Annotated in this window: 19 protein-coding genes; 18 read left to right on the top strand and 1 reads right to left on the bottom strand. The window is 69.2% G+C overall.

Annotation, left to right across the window (positions count from 1 at the left end; all coding sequences use genetic code 11):
- Position 1 precedes the first annotated feature (1 nt).
- The 14 genes from rplR to truA all read left to right on the top strand — a co-directional run bounded on the left by rplR (position 2) and on the right by truA (position 9,140).
- Complete coding sequence (gene rplR, locus ABD954_RS13390; protein WP_345486245.1) at positions 2 to 385, top strand: 50S ribosomal protein L18; 384 nt, start codon at positions 2 to 4, stop codon at positions 383 to 385.
- 45 nt (positions 386 to 430) lie between these two features.
- The gene (rpsE, locus tag ABD954_RS13385; RefSeq protein ID WP_030201551.1) at positions 431 to 1,036 is read left to right on the top strand and encodes a 30S ribosomal protein S5; all 606 of its coding nucleotides are present in this window, start codon (positions 431 to 433) and stop codon (positions 1,034 to 1,036) included.
- The gene (gene rpmD, locus ABD954_RS13380) at positions 1,036 to 1,218 is read left to right on the top strand and encodes a 50S ribosomal protein L30 (protein WP_005313525.1); all 183 of its coding nucleotides are present in this window, start codon (positions 1,036 to 1,038) and stop codon (positions 1,216 to 1,218) included. The genes rpsE and rpmD overlap by 1 nt, the downstream gene beginning before the upstream one ends.
- A gap of 1 nt (position 1,219) precedes the next feature.
- Positions 1,220 to 1,675 (top strand): 50S ribosomal protein L15, encoded by a 456-nt coding sequence (gene rplO, locus ABD954_RS13375; RefSeq protein WP_128985125.1) that lies wholly within the window; start codon positions 1,220 to 1,222, stop codon positions 1,673 to 1,675.
- A gap of 215 nt (positions 1,676 to 1,890) precedes the next feature.
- Positions 1,891 to 3,210, top strand: a complete 1,320-nt coding sequence (gene secY / locus ABD954_RS13370; RefSeq protein ID WP_345486244.1) for a preprotein translocase subunit SecY — start codon at positions 1,891 to 1,893, stop codon at positions 3,208 to 3,210.
- Positions 3,210 to 3,857 (top strand): adenylate kinase, encoded by a 648-nt coding sequence (locus ABD954_RS13365; RefSeq protein WP_345486243.1) that lies wholly within the window; start codon positions 3,210 to 3,212, stop codon positions 3,855 to 3,857. Before secY ends, ABD954_RS13365 begins: the two co-directional genes overlap by 1 nt.
- A 97-nt stretch (positions 3,858 to 3,954) precedes the next feature.
- Positions 3,955 to 4,806, top strand: coding sequence for a type I methionyl aminopeptidase (gene map, locus ABD954_RS13360; RefSeq protein WP_345486242.1), 852 nt, complete (start codon positions 3,955 to 3,957; stop codon positions 4,804 to 4,806).
- Between the two features lie 185 nt (positions 4,807 to 4,991).
- Entirely contained in the window at positions 4,992 to 5,213 is a 222-nt protein-coding gene (gene infA / locus ABD954_RS13355) for a translation initiation factor IF-1 (RefSeq protein WP_003956442.1), read from the top strand.
- A gap of 63 nt (positions 5,214 to 5,276) precedes the next feature.
- Positions 5,277 to 5,390 carry a 50S ribosomal protein L36 gene (gene rpmJ / locus ABD954_RS13350; RefSeq protein WP_003956441.1) on the top strand — a complete coding sequence of 38 codons (114 nt, stop codon included), beginning with the start codon at positions 5,277 to 5,279 and terminating at the stop codon, positions 5,388 to 5,390.
- Between the two features lie 188 nt (positions 5,391 to 5,578).
- A complete protein-coding gene (gene rpsM / locus ABD954_RS13345; RefSeq protein WP_015035595.1) occupies positions 5,579 to 5,959 on the top strand; it encodes a 30S ribosomal protein S13 in 381 nt (126 codons plus the stop codon).
- 64 nt (positions 5,960 to 6,023) lie between these two features.
- The gene (gene rpsK, locus ABD954_RS13340; RefSeq protein ID WP_017949643.1) at positions 6,024 to 6,428 is read left to right on the top strand and encodes a 30S ribosomal protein S11; all 405 of its coding nucleotides are present in this window, start codon (positions 6,024 to 6,026) and stop codon (positions 6,426 to 6,428) included.
- 127 nt (positions 6,429 to 6,555) lie between these two features.
- Positions 6,556 to 7,578, top strand: coding sequence for a DNA-directed RNA polymerase subunit alpha (locus ABD954_RS13335; protein WP_003966937.1), 1,023 nt, complete (start codon positions 6,556 to 6,558; stop codon positions 7,576 to 7,578).
- 80 nt (positions 7,579 to 7,658) lie between these two features.
- Positions 7,659 to 8,132 carry a 50S ribosomal protein L17 gene (gene rplQ / locus ABD954_RS13330; protein ID WP_345486241.1) on the top strand — a complete coding sequence of 158 codons (474 nt, stop codon included), beginning with the start codon at positions 7,659 to 7,661 and terminating at the stop codon, positions 8,130 to 8,132.
- 150 nt (positions 8,133 to 8,282) lie between these two features.
- A complete protein-coding gene (truA, locus tag ABD954_RS13325) occupies positions 8,283 to 9,140 on the top strand; it encodes a tRNA pseudouridine(38-40) synthase TruA (RefSeq protein ID WP_345492147.1) in 858 nt (285 codons plus the stop codon).
- 205 nt (positions 9,141 to 9,345) lie between these two features.
- On the opposite strand, the gene ABD954_RS13320 is transcribed toward truA, so the two are convergent.
- The gene (locus ABD954_RS13320) at positions 9,346 to 10,314 is read right to left on the bottom strand and encodes a hypothetical protein (RefSeq protein WP_345486240.1); all 969 of its coding nucleotides are present in this window, start codon (positions 10,312 to 10,314) and stop codon (positions 9,346 to 9,348) included.
- A 56-nt stretch (positions 10,315 to 10,370) separates the two neighbouring features.
- Here ABD954_RS13320 and ABD954_RS13315 point away from each other — a divergent pair, with 56 nt between their 5' ends.
- The 4 genes from ABD954_RS13315 to glmM all read left to right on the top strand — a co-directional run bounded on the left by ABD954_RS13315 (position 10,371) and on the right by glmM (position 14,715).
- Positions 10,371 to 11,993 (top strand): ABC-F family ATP-binding cassette domain-containing protein, encoded by a 1,623-nt coding sequence (locus ABD954_RS13315; RefSeq protein WP_345486238.1) that lies wholly within the window; start codon positions 10,371 to 10,373, stop codon positions 11,991 to 11,993.
- 225 nt (positions 11,994 to 12,218) lie between these two features.
- Positions 12,219 to 12,662 carry a 50S ribosomal protein L13 gene (gene rplM, locus ABD954_RS13310; RefSeq protein WP_031076703.1) on the top strand — a complete coding sequence of 148 codons (444 nt, stop codon included), beginning with the start codon at positions 12,219 to 12,221 and terminating at the stop codon, positions 12,660 to 12,662.
- A gap of 44 nt (positions 12,663 to 12,706) precedes the next feature.
- Positions 12,707 to 13,219 carry a 30S ribosomal protein S9 gene (rpsI, locus tag ABD954_RS13305; protein WP_128985116.1) on the top strand — a complete coding sequence of 171 codons (513 nt, stop codon included), beginning with the start codon at positions 12,707 to 12,709 and terminating at the stop codon, positions 13,217 to 13,219.
- 128 nt (positions 13,220 to 13,347) lie between these two features.
- Entirely contained in the window at positions 13,348 to 14,715 is a 1,368-nt protein-coding gene (gene glmM / locus ABD954_RS13300; protein ID WP_345486236.1) for a phosphoglucosamine mutase, read from the top strand.
- The last annotated feature ends 6 nt before the right edge of the window (positions 14,716 to 14,721 follow it).

The raw sequence follows: 14,721 nt of genomic DNA, 5'->3' as shown, positions 1-14,721 counted from the left end.
CATGGCATACGGTGTGAAGATCGCCAAGGGCGACGCTTACAAGCGCGCTGCCAAGGCGCGCCGTCACCTGCGCATCCGTAAGAGCGTGTCGGGTACGGCGGAGCGTCCGCGCCTCGTCGTGACGCGTTCCAACCGCGGTATCACCGCGCAGGTCATCGACGACCTGAAGGGCCACACCCTGGCGTCGGCGTCCCACCTGGACGCTTCGATCCGCGGTGGCGAGGGCGACAAGTCCGCGCAGGCCAAGCAGGTCGGCGCCCTGGTCGCCGAGCGCGCCAAGGCCGCCGGCGTCGAGGCCGTCGTGTTCGACCGTGGTGGCAACAGGTACGCCGGGCGCATTGCCGCTCTGGCTGACGCCGCCCGCGAAGCCGGGCTGAAGTTCTAAGCCCCGGTTCCGGGACTAACGGACGTAACAGAGAGAGGTATTCCAATGGCTGGACCCCAGCGCCGCGGAAGCGGTGCCGGTGGCGGCGAGCGGCGGGACCGGAAGGGCCGCGACGGTGGCGCTGCCGCCGCCGAGAAGACCGCGTACGTTGAGCGCGTAGTCGCGATCAACCGCGTCGCCAAGGTTGTCAAGGGTGGTCGTCGTTTCAGCTTCACCGCGCTGGTCGTGGTGGGCGACGGTGACGGCACCGTGGGTGTCGGCTACGGCAAGGCCAAGGAGGTGCCGGCCGCCATCGCCAAGGGTGTGGAGGAGGCCAAGAAGCACTTCTTCAAGGTCCCCCGTATCCAGGGCACCATCCCGCACCCGATCCAGGGTGAGAAGGCCGCGGGCGTCGTCCTGCTCAAGCCGGCTTCCCCCGGTACCGGTGTTATCGCCGGTGGCCCGGTGCGCGCCGTGCTCGAGTGCGCCGGCGTTCACGACATCCTGTCGAAGTCGCTCGGCTCCGACAACGCGATCAACATCGTGCACGCGACCGTGGAGGCCCTCAAGGGCCTGCAGCGTCCCGAGGAGATCGCGGCCCGCCGCGGTCTGCCGCTCGAGGACGTCGCCCCCGCGGCTCTGCTCCGTGCGCGTGCTGGGGCGGGTGCGTAATGGCTCGCCTCAAGATCACGCAGACGAAGTCGTACATCGGCAGCAAGCAGAACCACCGCGACACGCTGCGTTCGCTCGGGCTCAAGCGCCTGAACGACGTGGTCGTCAAGGAGGACCGCCCCGAGTTCCGCGGAATGGTGCACACCGTCCGCCACCTCGTGACGGTCGAGGAGGTCGACTGACATGGCGGAGAACAACCCGCTGAAGGTCCACAACCTCCGTCCCGCCCCGGGCGCCAAGACCGCCAAGACCCGTGTGGGTCGTGGTGAGGCGTCGAAGGGTAAGACGGCCGGTCGTGGTACGAAGGGCACGAAGGCCCGCTACCAGGTTCCGGAGCGCTTCGAGGGTGGCCAGATGCCCCTCCACATGCGTCTCCCGAAGCTGAAGGGCTTCAAGAACCCCTTCCGCACCGAGTACCAGGTCGTGAACCTGGACAAGCTGGCCGCGCTCTACCCGCAGGGTGGCGAGGTCACGGTGGCCGACCTGGTCGCCAAGGGTGCGGTTCGCAAGAACCAGCTCGTCAAGGTCCTGGGCCAGGGCGAGGTCTCCGTGGCGCTGCAGGTGACGGTCGACGCCGTCTCCGGCTCCGCCAAGGAGAAGATCGCCGCCGCCGGCGGCACCGTCACCGAGCTCGTCTGAGACGACTCGATGGCCTGAACATCCCACCGGGGATGCCTCCCAAAAGGGGCATCCCCGGTTGGTCGTTCCTAGGGGGCCATGGTCGCCGGTAAGGTGGCGTCCACTGTCTAGAGTGCGTGCGGTATGCCCGCGGGTGCTCGAGGCAGGCAACTCTCATCGTCGAACCTCAAGACCGTCACCTCTGACGCACGTGCGCGGGGGTCGCAGGAGGCACCGTGCTCACCGCGTTCGCCCGGGCGTTCAAGACGCCCGACCTGCGCAAGAAGCTGCTCTTCACGCTCGGCATCATCGTGCTGTACCGGCTCGGGGCACACATCCCCGTCCCCGGTGTCAGCTACGAGGCCGTCCAGCAGTGTGTCGATCAGGCGAGCCAGGGCAACAACAGCCTGTTCGGCCTGGTCAACATGTTCAGTGGCGGGGCGCTGCTCCAGATCACCATCTTCGCGCTCGGCATCATGCCGTACATCACGGCGAGCATCATCCTGCAGCTGCTGACCGTCGTGATCCCCCGCCTGGAAGCCCTCAAGAAGGAGGGGCAGTCCGGCACCGCCAAGATCACGCAGTACACGCGTTATCTGACGGTCGCCCTCGCCATCCTCCAGGGCACCGGCCTCGTCGCCACCGCCCGCACCGGCGCGCTCTTCAGCGGCTGCACGGTCGCGAACCAGGTCGTTCCCGACCAGTCGATCTTCGTCACCGTCACCATGGTCATCACCATGACCGCGGGCACCGCGGTGGTCATGTGGCTGGGCGAGCTCATCACCGACCGCGGCATCGGCCAGGGCATGTCGATCCTCATGTTCATCTCGATCGCCGCCGGCTTCCCGGGCGCCCTGTGGGCCATCAAGGAGAGCGGCAAGCTCGCCAAGGGCTGGATCGAGTTCGGCACCGTCATCCTCATCGGCTTCGTCATGGTCGCCCTCGTCGTCTTCGTCGAGCAGGCCCAGCGCCGCATTCCGGTGCAGTACGCGAAGCGGATGATCGGCCGCAGGTCGTACGGCGGTACGTCCACTTACATCCCGTTGAAGGTGAACCAGGCAGGTGTGATTCCTGTCATCTTCGCGTCGTCGCTGCTCTACATCCCGGCACTCATCTCGCAGTTCTCGAACAGCACCTCCGGCTGGAAGACCTGGATCGAAGCCCACTTCGTCAAGGGTGACCACCCCTACTACATCGCTACGTACTTCCTCCTGATCGTGTTCTTCGCCTTCTTCTACGTGGCGATCTCGTTCAACCCCGAGGAAGTTGCCGACAACATGAAGAAGTATGGTGGCTTCATCCCGGGTATCCGGGCTGGTCGACCTACTGCCGAGTACCTGAGCTTCGTGCTCAACCGGATCACTTGGCCGGGCTCGCTGTATCTGGGTCTGATCGCTCTTGTGCCGACGATGGCGTTGGCAGGCTTCGGCGGTGCCAATGCCAACTTCCCGTTCGGCGGGACGAGCATCCTCATCATCGTGGGTGTCGGGCTCGAGACCGTGAAGCAGATCGAGAGCCAGCTCCAGCAGCGCAATTACGAAGGGTTCCTCCGCTGATGCGAATCGTCCTCGTCGGACCGCCCGGGGCCGGCAAGGGAACGCAGGCCGCGTTCCTTGCCAAGAACCTGGACATCCCGCACATCTCCACGGGCGACCTGTTCCGTGCCAACATCTCCAAGGGCACGGAGCTGGGGCTCAAGGCGAAGGCGTTCATGGACGCCGGTGACCTCGTACCGGACGAGGTGACCATCGGGATGGCCAAGGACCGCATGGGGCAGGACGACGCCGCGAACGGCTTCCTGCTCGACGGGTTCCCGCGCAACGTGGCTCAGGCCGAGGCCCTGGATGTCGTGCTGAAGGCGGACGACATGCAGCTGGACGCGGTCCTGGACCTGGAGGTCCCCGAGGACGAGGTCGTGAAGCGGATCGCGGGTCGCCGCATCTGCCGTAACGACTCCTCGCACGTGTTCCACGTGACGTACAACGCTCCGAAGACCGAGGGCGTCTGCGACGTCTGCGGCGGCGAGCTGTTCCAGCGCGACGACGACTCCGAGGAGACCGTCCGCCGCCGCCTGGAGGTCTACCACACGCAGACCGAGCCGATCATCGACTACTACCGGGCGCAGAACCTGGTCGTGACGATCTCGGCGCTCGGCAAGGTGGACGAGGTCACGGCGCGCGCGATGGCCGCGCTGGAGAAGTAACCCACGGTTCGTGCGAGACGGCCGCGGTGCCCGGGAGGGCGCCGCGGCCGTATCGTTGTTTCCGACCCCTTACGCGCAAGGAAAGGCCCCCGCCACGATGGTGCAGATCAAGACCCCCGAGCAGATCGCGAAGATGCGCGAGGCGGGGCTGGTCGTCGCGGCCATCCACGCGGCGACCCGCGAGGCGGCGGTGCCCGGCGCGACCACCCGGGACCTGGACGAGGTCGCCCGCAAGGTGATCGCCGACCACGGCGCGAAGTCGAACTTCCTCGGGTACGGCGGCTTCCCCGCCACCATCTGCACCTCGGTGAACGAGGTCGTCGTCCACGGCATCCCGGACGAGAAGACCGTCCTCAAGGACGGCGACATCATCTCCATCGACTGCGGCGCCATCGTCGACGGCTGGCACGGCGACGCCGCTTACACGGCCTTCGTGGGCACCGGCCACGCGCCGGAGCTGATCGAGCTGTCGCGGGTCACCGAGGAGTCGATGTGGGCCGGCATCGCGGCCATGAGGCTCGGCAACCGCCTGGTGGACATCTCCAAGGCGATCGAGACGTACATCAAGCGCCAGCCGCGCCCGGCGGTCGGTGACCACAGCCTGGGCCGCTACGGGATCATCGAGGACTACGGCGGCCACGGCATCGGCACCGAGATGCACATGGACCCGCACCTGCTGAACTACGTCTCCCGCAAGCGCGGCAAGGGCCCCAAGCTGGTCCCGGGCTTCTGCCTGGCCATCGAGCCCATGGTCTCCCTGGGCACCCCGAAGACCGAGGTCCTCGCCGACGACTGGACCGTCATCACCACGGACGGCACCTGGTCCTCCCACTGGGAGCACAGCGTCGCCCTGACCGAGGAGGGCCCCCTGGTCCTCACGGCGGTCGACGGCGGCCGGGCGAAGCTGGCGGAGCTGGGCGTCGAGGCGGCGCCGGACCCCCTGGCCTAGCCGGGACCGCCCGGTCGGCGCAGGGCGGTCGCCCCGCCGGCGTAACGATCTCCTCCGTTGGGCAGACTCCCCGGATTCGTCTTTTCCAGGGGCCTGACGTAGACTGATGCGTCGGCTCTCGTGTACCCGTGTGTCCGCATGCGGCGGCGAGAGTCGATCAAGGTAGCCGATTCGAAAGGCGAAGCGTGGCCAAGAAGCAAGGTGCCATCGAAATCGAGGGCACCGTGATCGAGTCCCTCCCGAACGCCATGTTCAAGGTGGAGCTCCAGAACGGTCACAAGGTCCTCGCGCACATCTCCGGCAAGATGCGAATGCACTACATCCGTATCCTTCCGGACGACCGGGTCGTGGTGGAGCTCTCTCCGTACGACCTGACGCGTGGCCGGATCGTCTACCGGTACAAGTAGATCTTGCCCGCACCCCGCCTCCGCGCGCGGGTGGTGGCACTGACCCGGAGAACCTCACATCCCATGAAGGTCAAGCCGAGCGTCAAGAAGATCTGCGACAAGTGCAAGGTGATCCGCCGCCACGGCCGGGTCATGGTCATCTGCGACAACCTGCGCCACAAGCAGCGCCAGGGCTGACGCACGCCGACCTACCTGCATCTCGCAGTTTCTTCGCGCGACGCATAGCAATTCGTACATACGCAGAGCCCGCCCAGCCCGTTCAGGGTCGGCGACACCTCCGGCGGGGGCCGGGGACCCGATTCGTACCTCATACGGCGGTCGGGAGCGGTTCTGCGGCAGACCCCCGAGAACACAGGAGCCATTGAATGGCACGCGTTTCCGGTGTTGACATCCCGCGCGAAAAGCGTGTGGTGGTCGCACTCACCTACGTCTTCGGCATCGGGCGCACCCGGTCCGAGGAGATCCTCGCCGCCACCGGCGTGAACCCGTCCACCCGTGTCCGCGACCTTGCCGAGGAAGACCTCGTCAAGATCCGCGAGTACGTGGACGCCAACCTCCAGACCGAGGGTGACCTCCGCCGCGAGATCGCGGCCGACATCCGCCGCAAGGTCGAGATCGGCTGCTACCAGGGTCTGCGTCACCGCCGTGGCCTGCCCGTCCGCGGTCAGCGCACCAGCACGAACGCTCGTACCCGCAAGGGCCCGCGTCGCGCCATCGCCGGCAAGAAGAAGCCGGGCAAGAAGTAGTCCACAGCGGACACCTGTCCACGGTCTTCGCTGTAGGACCGACCACCTCCCGTAGGAGAAATAGATGCCCCCCAAGGGACGTCAGGGCGCCGTCAAGAAGGTGCGCCGCAAGGAAAAGAAGAACGTCGCTCACGGCCACGCGCACATCAAGAGCACGTTCAACAACACGATCGTCTCGATCACCGACCCCTCGGGCAACGTGATCTCCTGGGCCTCCGCCGGCCACGTCGGCTTCAAGGGCTCGCGCAAGTCCACCCCCTTCGCCGCGCAGATGGCCGCCGAGTCGGCCGCCCGCCGCGCGCAGGAGCACGGCATGCGCAAGGTCGACGTCTTCGTCAAGGGTCCCGGCTCCGGCCGTGAGACCGCGATCCGCTCCCTCCAGGCCACCGGCCTCGAGGTCGGCTCGATCCAGGACGTCACCCCCACCCCGCACAACGGCTGCCGTCCGCCGAAGCGCCGCCGCGTCTGACGCAGCGACGCCTGTGCGTCTTTGAGTGTCCGGGCGGTACGGCTCCGAAAGGCGCCGTGCCGCCCGTACCCTTGCAGTACCTGTCGGACGTCAAATAGTGGGCGTCCACGACTGAAGGAACACAGACATGCTGATCGCTCAGCGCCCCTCGCTGACCGAAGAGGTCGTCGACGAGTTCCGCTCCCGGTTCGTCATCGAGCCGCTGGAGCCGGGCTTCGGCTACACCCTCGGCAACTCCCTCCGCCGCACCCTCCTCTCGTCGATCCCCGGCGCTGCTGTCACCAGCATCCGCATCGACGGCGTCCTGCACGAGTTCACCACCGTGCCGGGCGTCAAGGAGGACGTCACCGACCTCATCCTCAACATCAAGCAGCTGGTCGTCTCCTCGGAGCACGACGAGCCGGTCGTGATGTACCTGCGCAAGCAGGGCCCGGGTCTGGTCACCGCCGCCGACATCGCGCCCCCGGCCGGTGTCGAGGTGCACAACCCCGACCTCGTCCTCGCCACGCTCAACGGCAAGGGCAAGCTGGAGATGGAGCTGACCGTCGAGCGCGGTCGCGGCTACGTCTCCGCCGTGCAGAACAAGCAGGTGGGCCAGGAGATCGGCCGCATCCCGGTCGACTCCATCTACTCGCCCGTTCTCAAGGTCACCTACAAGGTCGAGGCGACCCGAGTCGAGCAGCGCACCGACTTCGACAAGCTGATCGTCGACGTCGAGACCAAGCAGGCCATGCGCCCGCGTGACGCCATGGCGTCCGCCGGCAAGACCCTGGTCGAGCTGTTCGGTCTGGCCCGCGAGCTCAACATCGACGCCGAGGGCATCGACATGGGCCCGTCCCCGACGGACGCCGCCCTGGCCGCCGACCTGGCGCTGCCGATCGAGGAGCTCGAGCTCACCGTCCGGTCCTACAACTGCCTCAAGCGCGAGGGCATCCACTCCGTGGGTGAGCTCGTGGCGCGTTCCGAGGCCGACCTGCTCGACATCCGCAACTTCGGTGCGAAGTCGATCGACGAGGTCAAGGCGAAGCTGGCCGGCATGGGCCTGGCCCTCAAGGACAGCCCGCCCGGATTCGACCCGACCGCCGCCGCCGACGCCTTCGGCGCCGACGACGACGCGGACGCGGGCTTCGTCGAGACCGAGCAGTACTGATAGCTGCCCGCAGGCATCCGCCTGCGGGGCCCTGACACCGGTACCTGATACGGCCGGTGCAGATCTCAAGGAGAAACACCATGCCGCGTCCCACCAAGGGCGCCCGCCTCGGCGGCTCCGCCGCGCACGAGAAGCTGCTCCTCGCCAACCTGGCGAAGTCGCTCTTCGAGCACGGCCGCATCACCACGACCGAGGCCAAGGCCCGCCGCCTGCGTCCGGTCGCCGAGCGCCTGATCACCAAGGCGAAGAAGGGCGACATCCACAACCGTCGCCTGGTGCTGCAGACGATCACGGACAAGGGCGTCGTCCACACGCTCTTCACCGAGATCGCCCCGCGCTACTCCGAGCGCCCGGGTGGCTACACCCGCATCACCAAGATCGGCAACCGTCGTGGCGACAACGCCCCGATGGCCGTGATCGAGCTGGTCGAGGGCGAGATCGCCAAGAAGGCGACCGTCGCCGAGGCCGAGGCCGCCACCAAGCGCGCCGTCAAGGAGGCCGACGAGGCCCCCAAGGCCGAGGAGACCAAGGCCGAGGACGCGCAGGACGCCTGAGCGTTCTGACGTTCCCGTCTCGTGTGCGGGCCCGCATCCCCAGGGGTGCGGGCCCGCTCCCGTGTGTTTGAGAGGATTTACGGCGTGAGTGGCGTGAGTGGCGTGAGTGGCGTGAGTGACGTGAGCGACCTGAGTGACGACGTGGGCGGCCTGCGGGACGACGTGCGGCCCGGCTTCGTACGCGTCCGGCTCGACCTGTCGTACGACGGCAGGGACTTCTCCGGCTGGGCCAAGCAGGCCCGCGGTCAGCGCACCGTCCAGGGCGAGATCGAGGACGCCCTGCGCACCGTCACCCGCTCCCAGGAGACGTACGAGCTGACCGTGGCCGGCCGCACCGACGCCGGGGTGCACGCCCGTGGTCAGGTCGCGCACGTCGACCTGCCGGCCGCCGTGTGGGAGGAGCACCGCGAGAAGCTGCTCAGGCGGCTCGCGGGGCGCCTGTCGCACGATGTGCGGGTGTGGAGAGTCGCCGAGGCCCCCGCGGGCTTCAACGCCCGTTTCTCGGCGATCTGGCGCCGCTACGCCTACCGGGTCACCGACAACCCCGGCGGTGTCGACCCGCTGCTGCGCGGACACGTCCTGTGGCACGACTGGGCGCTCGACATGGACGCCATGAACGCGGCCGCCGAGCGGCTGGTCGGCGAGCACGACTTCGCCGCCTACTGCAAGAAGCGCGACGGGGCCACCACCATCCGCACGCTCCAGGAGCTGCGCTGGGAGCGCCGCCCCGACGGCGTCCTGGAGGCCACGGTCAAGGCCGACGCCTTCTGCCACAACATGGTCCGCTCGCTGGTCGGCGCCCTGCTGTTCGTCGGCGACGGCCACCGGCCGGTGGAGTGGCCGGGCAAGGTGCTGGCCGCGGGCGTGCGGGACTCGGCCGTCCACGTCGTACGGCCGCACGGCCTCACCCTGGAAGAGGTCGGCTACCCGGCCGACGACCAGCTCGCCGCGCGCAACAGGGAGGCCCGCAATAAGCGGTCACTGCCCGGGAGTGCCGGCTGCTGCTGAGGTCTGGGCGCGGCCCCGGGCGTAGATCTGGTCGAAGGCGAAGGTGCCGAGGGCTGCCCTTCCTGACGCGGCCCTCGCGGGCTCGGCGCCTGGGCGCCTCGCAAGCTTCGGCCCGCTGTGGCGGACTCCGTCCGCCGGGCGGTGGCGGTGCCGCCGTCGACCGGCAGGAGGGCTCGGTGGCACTTGCCTGTGGGGGACCGAGTGGTCACTCCCCGGGAGCGCCGGCTGCTGCTGAGGCCTGGGCGCGGCCCCGGGCGTAGATCTGGTTGAAGGCGAAGGTGCCGAGGTCGTCGGCGGTCTGGAAGACCGGGCGGTCGCCGGTGGTGACCTTCTTGCCGCTGGTGAAGCCGGTCTGGGTCAGGTAGACGTACCGGCCGATCGAGTTGGTGCGGCGCAGGCAGACCGTCTTCTGGCAGAAGGTGCCGACGCCGGAGCCCGCGAGCGGTGCGATGCCGCCGCTCGCCTGCTGCTTCGCCTTCGTCGCCTGTTCGTCGGTGGGGAAGACGGCGACGCCGACGGTGACGGCCACGCCGTCCTTCACGTAGGTGGCGCGGATCACGCGCGTGCAGCCGTTGTTCCTCAGGACCGTGCCGAGGCCGCCCTGGGTGACCGCCGCACAGTTGGTCGTGGAGGAGGTCGCGCCCTTCTGGTAGGGGCGGTCGTTCATGGTGAGCTTCTTGCCGGGGAAGAGACCCTCGGCGCTGAGCGGCGCCTTGTCCTTCTTCGCGTCGGAGATGAAGTCCATCGGGTCCGGCGGCGGCAGCGGGGCGACCGAGGAGAAGGTGGGCGCCGGGGTCGCGGTGCCGGTGGGGGCGGCGGAGCCGGTCGGGGCGGCGCCGTTCTTGGCCTGGTCGTTGTTCTTGTTGGTGACGACGACGGCGGTGGCGACCACGGCGCCCACGGCGAGCGCCGCGACGGCCGCGCCGCCGATCATCAGCCGGCGCTTGCGCCTGCTGCGGGCCTCGGAAGCCGCGGCCAGGGCGCTCCAGTCGGGGGTGTGGCCGCCCTGCGCTCCGGGGAACGGGTCCGGCTGCGGGCCGTTCGGCGGCTGCCCGTAGGGCTGCGGCTGCTGCGGCGGGTACCCGTACCCGTACGGCTGCTGCTGCGGGTACCCGTAGCCGTACCCCTGCTGTCCCTGCTGCTCGCCGCCCGGCGGCGGCCCCCCAAAGCTCATGCCGCGCATCCTAAACCGCTTGGGATCCCGGGCCCCCGGCGGCGACAATGCCCCGCATGGGACATGTCGAAGCCGCGCACCTCGAGTACTACCTGCCGGACGGGAGGGTGCTCCTGGGCGACGCCTCCTTCCGGGTCGGCGAGGGCGCCGTGGTCGCCCTGGTCGGCGCCAACGGGGCGGGCAAGACGACCCTGCTCCGGCTGATCTCCGGGGAGCTCCAGCCGCACGGCGGGAGCGTCACGGTCAGCGGCGGGCTCGGCGTGATGCCGCAGTTCGTGGGTTCGGTGCGGGACGAGTCCACCGTCCGTGACCTGCTGGTCTCGGTGGCGCCCGCGCGGATCCGGGAGGCGGCGAAGGCGGTCGACGAGGCCGAGCACCGGATCATGACGGTCGACGACGAGGCCGCGCAGATGGCGTACGCGCAGGCGCTGAGCGACTGGGCCGAGGTGCAGGGGTACGAGTTCGAGACCCTGTGGGACATGTGCACGACGGCCGCGATGGGCGTGCCGTACGACAAGGCGCAGTTCCGGCAGGTGCGCACGCTCAGCGGCGGCGAGCAGAAGCGTCTGGTCCTGGAGTACCTGCTGCGCGGCGGCGACGAGGTGCTGCTGCTCGACGAGCCGGACAACTACCTGGACGTGCCGGGCAAGCGGTGGCTGGAGGAGCGGCTGCGGGAGACCCGCAAGACGGTGCTGTTCATCTCCCACGACCGGGAGCTGCTCGCGCGGGCCGCGCAGAAGATCGTGGCCGTGGAGCCCGGCCCCGCCGGGTCCGACGTGTGGGTGCACGGCGGCGGCTTCGGCACCTTCCACGAGGCGCGGCGGGAGCGGTTCGCCCGCTTCGAGGAGCTGAAGCGGCGCTGGGAGGAGAAGCACGCCCAGCTGAAGAAGCTGGTGGTCACGCTGCGCCAGGCGGCCGCGGTCAGCCATGAGATGGCCTCGCGCTACGCGGCGGCGCAGACCCGGCTGCGGAAGTTCGAGGAGGCCGGCCCGCCGCCGGAGCCGCCGCGCGAGCAGGACATCCGGATGCGGCTGCGCGGCGGCCGGACCGGGGTGCGGGCGGTCACCGTGGAGAACCTGGAGCTCACCGGCCTGATGAAGCCGTTCTCCCTGGAGATCTTCTACGGGGAGCGGGTCGCGGTCCTGGGGTCGAACGGCTCGGGGAAGTCCCACTTCCTGCGGCTGCTCGCGGGGGACCCGACCGTGGCGCACACGGGCACGTGGAAGCTGGGCGCCCGGGTGGTGCCCGGCCACTTCGCGCAGACCCACGCCCACCCCGAGCTCTTCGGCCGGACGCTGGTCGACATCCTGTGGACCGAGCACGCCAAGGACCGGGGCGGGGCGATGTCGGTGCTGCGGCGCTACGAGCTGGAGCGCCAGGGCGACCAGCCCTTCGACAAGCTCTCCGGCGGACAGCAGGCCCGTTTCCAGATCCTCCTCCTGGAGCTCGCCGGCACGACGGCGCTGCTCCTGGACGAGCCGACGGACAACCTGGACCTGGAGTCCGCCGAGGCGCTCCAGGACGGCCTGGAGTCCTACGACGGCACGGTCCTCGCGGTCACCCACGACCGCTGGTTCGCGAAGAGCTTCGACCGCTACCTCGTCTTCGGCTCCGACGGCGTGGTCCGGGAGACCGGCGAGCCGGTGTGGGACGAGCGGCGGGTGGAGCGGGCGCGGTGACCGGGTGCCCCCGGCATTTTGACCCGTCGGGGGTGGCGCGGGTACCGTAGCGGTTTGTTATGCGTATTGGCTTCGTCGTTCTCACGCGAAGGGGCCCTACGCAGGTTCCCTGGAGCAGTTACCAGTGGCTCGCATACGGGCGGTGTCCCGGCAGTGTGGGCCCCAGCTGCATGATCGCTTCAGGTGTGTCTGGACTCCATCCACTGAAGAAGCGAAGGCTACGAAGTGCGTACGTACAGCCCCAAGCCTGGCGATGTGACTCGCCAGTGGCACATCATCGACGCTCAGGACGTCGTCCTGGGTCGTCTGGCGACGACGGCTGCGAACCTCCTGCGAGGCAAGCACAAGCCCGTCTACGCGCCGCACATGGACATGGGCGACTTCGTCATCATCATCAACGCTGACAAGGTCCACCTGTCCGGCAACAAGAAGACCCAGAAGATGGCCTACCGCCACTCCGGCTACCCGGGTGGTCTGCGCTCCGTCCGTTACGACGAGCTGCTGGACAAGAACCCCGAGAAGGCCGTCGAGAAGGCCATCAAGGGCATGATCCCCAAGAACTCCCTGGGCCGTCAGATGCTCTCGAAGCTGAAGGTCTACGCGGGTGAGAACCACCCGCACGCTGCGCAGCAGCCGGTCCCGTTCGAGATCACCCAGGTCGCGCAGTAGTTCCGGCCACACCCCCTAAGAACGAAAGAAATCTGAGGAGCATCGTGGCCGAGACCACCCCCGAGACCCCCGTCGACGAGTTCGAGGGCGTCGAGGAGTACACCACCGAGACCGAGATCGTCGAGGGCGACTACACCTCCGAGTCGCTCGCGTCCCGCTTCGGCGACCCGCAGCCGGCCGCCGGCCTGGGCCGTCGCAAGAACGCCATCGCCCGCGTCCGGATCGTTCCGGGCACCGGCAAGTGGAAGATCAACGGTCGCACCCTCGAGGACTACTTCCCGAACAAGGTGCACCAGCAGGAAGTCAACGAGCCCTTCAAGGTGCTCGAGCTCGACAACCGCTACGACGTCATCGCCCGCATCGCGGGCGGCGGCGTGTCCGGCCAGGCCGGCGCCCTGCGCCTCGGCGTGGCCCGCGCCCTCAACGAGGCGGACGTGGAGAACAACCGCGGCCCGCTGAAGAAGGCCGGCTTCCTCTCCCGCGACGACCGTGCGGTCGAGCGCAAGAAGGCCGGTCTCAAGAAGGCCCGTAAGGCCCCGCAGTACAGCAAGCGTTAATCGCCTGCTCGGTCTGTTCGTAAGGTACGCCCCGGCGGCACATTCTCTGTGCCGCCGGGGCGCGCCCCTTTCAGGGGCCAGTGGCGGGCGTCGCCGGTGACGTCCGGGGATCGCAATGGAGGACACCTGTGGGACGACTCTTCGGCACGGACGGGGTACGCGGCGTCGCCAACGCCGACCTGACGGCGGAGCTGGCGCTCGGCCTGTCGGTCGCGGCCGCGCACGTGCTCGCCGAGGCGGGCACCTTCGAGGGGCATCGGCCGACCGCCGTGGTGGGGCGCGACCCGCGCGCTTCGGGAGAGTTCCTGGAGGCCGCCGTCGTGGCGGGCCTGGCGAGCGCCGGCGTCGACGTGCTGCGGGTCGGCGTGCTGCCGACGCCGGCCGTGGCGTACCTCACCGGCGCGCTCGGTGCCGACCTCGGCGTGATGCTGTCCGCCTCCCACAACGCCATGCCCGACAACGGCATCAAGTTCTTCGCCCGCGGCGGTCACAAGCTCGCCGACGAGCTGGAGGACCGCATCGAGGCCGTCTACGAGGAGCACCGCACCGGTGCCCCCTGGGACCGACCCACCGGCGCGGGCGTCGGCCGGGTCCGTGACTACGACGAGGGCTTCGACAAGTACGTCGCCCACCTGATCGCCGTCCTCCCCAACCGGCTGGACGGGCTGAAGATCGTCCTCGACGAGGCGCACGGCGCCGCCGCCCGCGTCTCGCCCGAGGCCTTCGCCCGGGCCGGCGCCCAGGTCGTCACCATCGGCGCCCAGCCCGACGGCCTCAACATCAACGACGGCTGCGGCTCCACCCACCTCGACCTGCTGAAGGCCGCCGTCGTCGAGCACGGCGCCGACTTCGGCATCGCCCACGACGGCGACGCCGACCGCTGCCTGGCCGTGGACCACCGGGGCGAGGAGGTCGACGGCGACCAGATCCTCGCGGTGCTCGCCCTCGCCATGCGCGAGGCCGGGACGCTGCGCGGCGACACCGTCGTCGCCACCGTCATGTCGAACCTCGGCTTCAAGCTGGCGATGGAGCGCGAAGGGCTCTCGCTGGTGCAGACCGCGGTCGGCGACCGCTACGTGCTGGAGTCCATGAAGGAACACGGCTACGCCCTCGGCGGCGAGCAGTCCGGCCACGTGATCGTCCTGGACCACGCCACCACCGGCGACGGCACCCTGACCGGTCTGATGCTGGCCGCCCGGGTCGCCGCCACCGGCAAGTCCCTCGCCGAGCTCGCCGCGGTCATGGAGCGTCTGCCGCAGGTCCTGGTCAACGTGCCGGACGTCGACAAGTCCCGGGTCGGCACCTGTGCCGAGCTGGCCCACGCCGTCGCCGAGGCGGAGCGGGAGCTGGGCTCCACGGGCCGCGTGCTGCTGCGCCCGTCGGGCACCGAGCCGCTGGTGCGGGTCATGGTCGAGGCCGCCGACATCGAGCAGGCCCGGACGGTCGCCGGCCGCCTCGCCGACGCGGTGAAGTCCACGCTCGGCCAGACCGGCTGACGTCCC

Source organism: Streptomyces roseoviridis (assembly GCF_039535235.1).
Lineage (GTDB): Bacteria > Actinomycetota > Actinomycetes > Streptomycetales > Streptomycetaceae > Streptomyces > Streptomyces roseoviridis.
The sequence above is the reverse complement of the archived record's forward strand: the minus strand, read 5'-3'. Positions and strand labels throughout refer to the sequence as shown.